Source organism: Microcystis sp. LE19-195.1E, from assembly GCF_027532095.1.
Taxonomy (GTDB): Bacteria; Cyanobacteriota; Cyanobacteriia; order Cyanobacteriales; family Microcystaceae; genus Microcystis; species Microcystis aeruginosa.
This window is the reverse complement of the sequence record NZ_JAPZSZ010000038.1, coordinates 1-5,957: the sequence shown is the minus strand read 5'-3', so window position 1 is coordinate 5,957 and position 5,957 is coordinate 1. Positions and strand designations below refer to the sequence as shown.

At 49.0% G+C, this 5,957-nt stretch carries 4 protein-coding genes and 1 pseudogene; 4 read left to right on the top strand and 1 reads right to left on the bottom strand.

All coding sequences use genetic code 11. From position 1 onward, the window contains the following. Window positions 1-139 precede the first annotated feature (139 nt). Window positions 140-1,143, top strand: a pseudogene (locus O9300_RS02735) (sigma-70 family RNA polymerase sigma factor); the annotation flags it as partial. 254 nt (window positions 1,144-1,397) lie between these two features. Here the strand turns inward: O9300_RS02735 and O9300_RS02730 are convergent. Then, a complete protein-coding gene (locus O9300_RS02730) occupies window positions 1,398-2,660 on the bottom strand; it encodes a sulfonate ABC transporter substrate-binding protein (protein ID WP_190719889.1) in 1,263 nt (420 codons plus the stop codon). A gap of 216 nt (window positions 2,661-2,876) precedes the next feature. Between O9300_RS02730 and O9300_RS02725 the strand changes: the two genes are divergently transcribed. The 3 genes from O9300_RS02725 to O9300_RS02715 all read left to right on the top strand — a co-directional run bounded on the left by O9300_RS02725 (window position 2,877) and on the right by O9300_RS02715 (window position 5,800). Next, window positions 2,877-3,551: a cadmium resistance transporter gene (locus tag O9300_RS02725; protein WP_002763668.1), complete on the top strand. Its 675-nt coding sequence runs from the start codon at window positions 2,877-2,879 to the stop codon at window positions 3,549-3,551. Window positions 3,552-3,660: 109 nt separating this feature from the next. Continuing rightward, entirely contained in the window at window positions 3,661-4,740 is a 1,080-nt protein-coding gene (locus tag O9300_RS02720; RefSeq protein ID WP_287969899.1) for a sulfate ABC transporter substrate-binding protein, read from the top strand. A 40-nt stretch (window positions 4,741-4,780) separates the two neighbouring features. After that, window positions 4,781-5,800 (top strand): PstS family phosphate ABC transporter substrate-binding protein, encoded by a 1,020-nt coding sequence (locus O9300_RS02715; RefSeq protein WP_002776018.1) that lies wholly within the window; start codon window positions 4,781-4,783, stop codon window positions 5,798-5,800. Window positions 5,801-5,957: the final 157 nt, after the last annotated feature.

The window sequence follows — 5,957 nt, the reverse complement described above, 5'->3', positions numbered from 1 at the left end:
GTCAGTCTGTAGAGCGACCATAAGACCAGAACAGAGTAAATCTGTTAAGGCAGGTGCGAAAAATCCTTCGGGAAAGAAGCAGAAACCTAAATCGTGAGGTTTGGGAATCACCGTCCGTTTACGGCGGTGAGGATGTCAACTGTCTTTACTGAAATTATGCGCCGCCGCCGTTAAACAAGGTGATGCACAAGTACAGCAATTTGTCAAGTTAATTGAGGTGCGCGATCAGCTAACCGCTCAATTAGCCCATCGTCCCTCCCTAGAACGCTGGGCAAAAACCGCCCAAATCAGGGTGTCTGAGTTAAAAATGCTTTAAAAGCAGGGAAACAGCGTTGGGCGCACCTAGCGGGCTTAGAAGTGGGGGAATTAGAAGAAATTATTGCCCTTGGTACCCGTGCCAAAGAACAGATGATCAAGGCCAATTTACGTCTGGTGGTGTCGGTGGCCAAAAAATATCAGAATCGCGGTTTAGAATTATTGGATTTGATTCAAGAGGGAACCCTGGGTTTAGAACGCGCCGTCAAGAAATTTGATCCCACCAAAGGCTATCGTTTTAGTACCTATGCCTACTGGTGGATCCGTCAAGGAATGACAAGAGCGGTCGCAACGCGCTCGCTACGCGAGATCGCAACGAAAAGCCAGATTATTCGCTTACCGGTTCATATTACCGAAAAACTCAACAGAATTAAGAAGGCACAACGGAAAATCTCGCAAATGCGCGGTCGCACTGCGACCGTAGAGGAAATTGCCCAAGAGTTAGCTCTGACTCCTGAAGCTGTGCGGGAATTGTTGATGACAGTGCCGCGTTCGGTTTCCTTAGAAATAAAAGTGGGTAAGGAAAAAGATACGGAATTATTAGACCTTTTGGAAATCGAAGCAGTGTCTTCAGAAAATCATTTTGTCTATGAATCTTTGCAAAGAGATATCAGAGAACTATTGGCAGATTTAACCACTCGCGAACGACAAGTGATTGAATTGCGCTATGGTTTTCTCGATGGTAAATCCCATTCTTTAGCCGATATCGGTCGCACTTTGGAATTATCCCGGGAAAGGGTACGACAAATTGAGTTGAAAGCTTTGCAAAAACTGCGTCAATCCGGGCGACATCATCAAATTCGTGATTATTTTGAAGCGTTGAGTTAGTTAGGGTATGTGGAAAAAGTTTTTCCTGGGGGCAGGGTGTGGGGAGTATTTTCAGTGAACAGTAATACTAAATCCTGTTATTAAAAACTGATTATTTATTCCTCCTTTTGCCTATTGCCTCTTGCCTATCCTGATATGTAGCCTATACTCAACGGATTTAGTATAATCAGTGATCTGAAAATACTCCCTATTTTTTAAGGAATTTCTGAAATGGAATTCAGTCTGTCTATATTTGACTATACTTTTACTAACTATTAATAGGTCCAATTTTGTTTCGTCTGTAGGGTGTAGGTTCCGTCGCGCACATTGACCCGATGGGGGATCAGCTTCAGGTCTCGGAAGATATGAGCTTGGTGTTGTAGGGCCGTCAGAGAGCGATCGTCGATTGGGATAATGGCACGTTCAGAGGCCCGTTGTTCGAGATTAGTCACGATCGCCGGATCGATCTCGTGGTGGGCTGCCAAGCGTCTCGTCGCCTCTAACTCCTGTTGTTTCGCCCAGGCCCCCGCCTCGTTCACCTCTTCTAAAATCACCTTCAGTACATCGGGATAATCCCGCACCAATTCGGGAACCGCATAATAATAGGTCGGCACTTCTAGAGAGGCGTTTTCCCCGAATATACTCTCTAGATCCGCCACCGATCTTCCCGGATAGGTGCGCGTCTCCGTGGGGGAATAGGGAACCCAGACCACCCAAGCGTCGATCTCACCGCGACGAAAAAGCACCAGTGCTTCCGGTTGAGTCGCATACACCGGTTCGATATCGCTTAATTCTAGATTCACTCTCATCAGGGCGCGGATGAGGACGTAATGGGCGCTCGAACCTCGATCGAAGGCGATTCTTTTTCCTTTTAAATCCGCCAACGTCTCTATTGGCGAATCCTCAGGCACGAGAATCGCCTGACCTTTCGGGGCGGTATATTTTTCTTTGGCTACCCGGACGAAGACGTGTTCCGCCGCTTGCGAGAAAATACTCGCCGTACCGCCACCACCGCAGAAGTCGATCGTTCCGTTGCTCAAGGCCTCGATCAGAGAGGAAGCGGCCAGAAAACTCGTCCACGTTACCGTCACCCCAAAGGGTTTTAAGCGTCTTTCCAGAAAGGCCTGGGCGCGGAGAACTTCCAGATTGGTCATGCCCTCGGGATAGCCGATCTTGAGGGTTCCTAACCGCCGCGCTTGTTTGGCGAGAGGAGTGATATCGGAGGGGGTCGAGCGCTTGAACCAGCGATCGATCGCGATACAGAAGAGAATTCCAGCGATAAATAATCCCACGGTTTCCAATAGCCGGGGAGTCGTATTTCGGGGGAATTTAAAGCTATCGACGAGGTTCAGAATCGGGTTATCGGATCGAGAATTTTGACCGACGGCGATCTCGCGTAGCGAGCGCTTTGCGTTCGTGTCGGAAAATCCAGCCAGGAGAAAGCTCCCGACGAGACTGGTCAAAAAAAGCACTGCGGGAAGAACTGCCCGCCAATTTCGCCACGGTTTCCAGAGACACTTGATCGAACGGTGGAGCATGGGATTTCTCGCAGAAAACAAGATTTATTATCGGGAAAGGAGACAAGAGGGAAGGGTTTCCCAACTTGATCGGGAGAGGTTCCATTAGTTTTATCTACATACTATAAAAATCCACGACTCCTCGATTGTGTAACAAAGTACATTTATAAATGTATTGAAAATGATATAGTTTTAAAGTGAAATTGCGCCCGCATTTGAGAGATCGAGGTGGTATGGATGGATTGGTTGATCGAAATCGTCAAAATCGCGGTGGCCACCGGCATAGCCACCACCTTCGACGACAATATTTATCTAACCGGCTTCTTTAGCGAGGTAAATCGTACCTTTCGCCCGGTTCACGTTGTCGTCGGCGAGCTAGTCGGGTTTACGGCCTTAGTATCGGTGAGCTTGCTGGGTTTTCTACTCGGCTTAATCATCCCGCCGATTTATATCGGTCTTCTCGGAATCTTGCCGATCCTCATCGGTGTGAGAAATTTACTGACGTTAAATCGCGATAACGAGAGGGAAACCGCAGATCGCAAGGTGAATTTGCGAAGAAACGCCCGATTTCACGGATTCGCCTCCCGCAGACTATCCCTCGGTCAAGTCTTCAGCGATCGCCAAACCTATAAAGTTTCCGCGGTCACGATATCCAATGGCGGCAATAATCTCGGTATCTACATTCCCCTATTCGCCAATAGTACCGTGGCGCAGTTAGCCGTAATCATCCCGATCTGCTATCTAATCGTTTGTACTTGGTTATTTCTCTCCTATAATCTAACCCGCCAACCGGGGATCGCGGTTGTCCTCAGCCGTTATGCGAGTAAGCTTTTCCCCTTTGTGCTGATGTGGTTGGGCCTACGGATTATTCTCGATAACGGCTCCTATCGCCTGTTGATTCCCATCGGGTAAATTAGACCCCCGTAAAAATCGCCAATCTCCGGCTCCCACGGGAGTCAAAATTCAGGAAGAGAGAAGAAAAAATTAGTTGGTTTAGATCAACCTTATCGAGAAAATCCCGATGAATGTATCACTGTTGTCAATTCGATCGCTGTTTCGTCCCTTCCATTCGCTATCGCGGCGGGGATTTGTATCCTTCTTGGTATTGGGATTGCTGGTTGCGATCGCGCTCGCTTCCTGTACGTCCGGGGGGATCGGCTCAAAACCAGAGGTGAAATTAAATCTCGTTTCCTTTTCGGTCACGAAAGCCGCTCACGACCAGATTATCCCGAAATTCGTCGAGAAATGGCAAAAAGAGCGGAACCAAAAAGTCATTTTCGAGCGCAGTTACGGCGGCTCCCTGGCCCAGGCCGATGACGTGCTCGCCGGGAAACAAGAGGCGGACGTAGTACATCTAGCCCTACCTCTAGACGTGACGCGCATCGCCGACGCGGGGTTAATCCATCGCGGTTGGGAAGAGCGGGTTCCGAGAAGGGGAGTGGTGAGTCAATCGGTTGCGGCGATTGTGACGCGGGCGGGAAATCCGAAAAATATCCAATCCTGGGCGGATCTGGCTAGAGAGGACGTTACAGTTCTATCCGCCGATCCGAAAACTTCCGGGATCGCTATTTGGCAGTTATTAGCCCTCTGGGGTTCGGTGACGCAAACGGGGGGCGAACCAGCACAGGCATTGGATTTTGTCCGCCAAGTCTATGAAAAGATTCCCACCCTAGCTAGAGATGCACGGGAAGCCAGCAATGCCTTTTTCCAAGAGGGAAAGGGGGATGTTTTAGTCACCTACGAAAACGAGGTAATTCTAGAGGGCAGAAATCAACCCGACATCAGTTACTTCGTCCCTTCGGTCAATATCTCGATCGATAATCCCGTTGCGGTGGTGGATAGAAATGTCGATAAACACGGCACGCGAGAGGTGGCCGAGGCCTTTGTGGATTTCCTCTATTCCGAGCCGGCACAACAGGAATTCGCCAAATTGGGCTATCGATCGGTCAATCCCTTTATCACGATCGCCACCGAAGCCAAATTACCCCCCGTGGAAACGCTGTTTAGCTCCCAAGATTTAGGGGGTTGGCCTTTGATCAGTAACGAGTTTTTAGCGAAGGGAGCTATTTTCGACCAAATCAGAGGAAATTCTCCCAACTAAAAGCCCTCACCGATATTGTTATCAATCTCTCTTCAAGTCTATGAAACAATTCCGTCTTTTTTATCTAATTCCCCTCTTACTGATAGGCCAATGGATGACCGGTTGTGCCGACCCTTCGACTTGGCTCAGGGCAAGCAGAGCGGAAGGCGGGGAACAACAGGTCAGCTTGGACGGGGGGGCCGTGGGTTTCGCCCTAGCGCTCGCCGTTGCCGAAGAATACCAAAAAGTCGATCCCAACGCCCGCGTCGGGGTGGCCTTTAGCGGTACAGGTGGGGGATTTACCCGGCTCTGTAACGGTAGCATCGATATTGGGGTCGCTTCCCGTGTCATCCGGGAATCGGAATCGAAAGCCTGTAAGAGGGCGGGAATCGAGTACATCGAGCTACCCATGGCGCTGGACGGTCTGGCGTTGGTAGCGAACAAAAACAATAAGTTTCTCAAGTGCCTAACTCGAAAAGAGTTAAAGACACTCTGGGAGGCAGAAGCCGAAGGAAAAATCGTTACTTGGGATCAAGTTAATCCTAAATTTCCCAGAGAGAGAATTCTGTTATTTGCGCCTCCTGTGGACGCGGGAACGACCGATTATTTCACCCAATCGATCACCAAGAGAAGAGGGAATATTCGGAGCGATTATACGCCCAGCTTTAACCAAAATACTCTGATTCAGGGAGTCATCGGCAATGCCAACGGATTCGCTTTCGCGGGGATCGCTTTCGTAATGCAAAATCAAGACAAGGTAAACGTGGTCGGGCTAGAAAATCTCGAGGGCAAAGAGTGTGTTAAGCCCATTCCTTTGGAGAACGTCAAGCGCAATACCTATAGTCCCCTGACTCGTCCCCTCTTCATTTACGTTAGCAAGAAGGCACTGGATAGCAAACCTTCGGTTGAACGTTTCGTGCGTTTCTTTGTGGATAATTCGTGGAAATACGTGGACAGTGTAGGCTATGTGTCGTTACCCGATCTCGCCTACGTGAAAACTCGGGAACGATTCGAGAAACGACAAACGGGATCGACCTTTATAAATGCCAAGCCAGGTGAACCGATTATCAACTTTTTCTAAGGAGGAAATAGTAAACTCTTGACATCCTCGCCGCCCTAAAAGTGCGGCGATTCCTAAACCTCACGATTTAAGTTTCTGCTTCCACCACCGTCGCATACCACAGTTAAAAAACCATGTACTGTCTTACACAGAGTCCACAGACTTTCGCCCCATTTCA

Excerpts from the sequence above, each read along its gene's own strand:
- O9300_RS02730 (WP_190719889.1), bottom strand. The coding sequence starts at position 2,660 with ATGCTCCACCGTTCGATCAAGTGTCTCTGGAAACCGTGGCGAAATTGG.
- O9300_RS02725 (WP_002763668.1), top strand. The coding sequence starts at position 2,877 with ATGGATTGGTTGATCGAAATCGTCAAAATCGCGGTGGCCACCGGCATA.
- O9300_RS02720 (WP_287969899.1), top strand. The coding sequence starts at position 3,661 with ATGAATGTATCACTGTTGTCAATTCGATCGCTGTTTCGTCCCTTCCAT.
- O9300_RS02715 (WP_002776018.1), top strand. The coding sequence starts at position 4,781 with ATGAAACAATTCCGTCTTTTTTATCTAATTCCCCTCTTACTGATAGGC.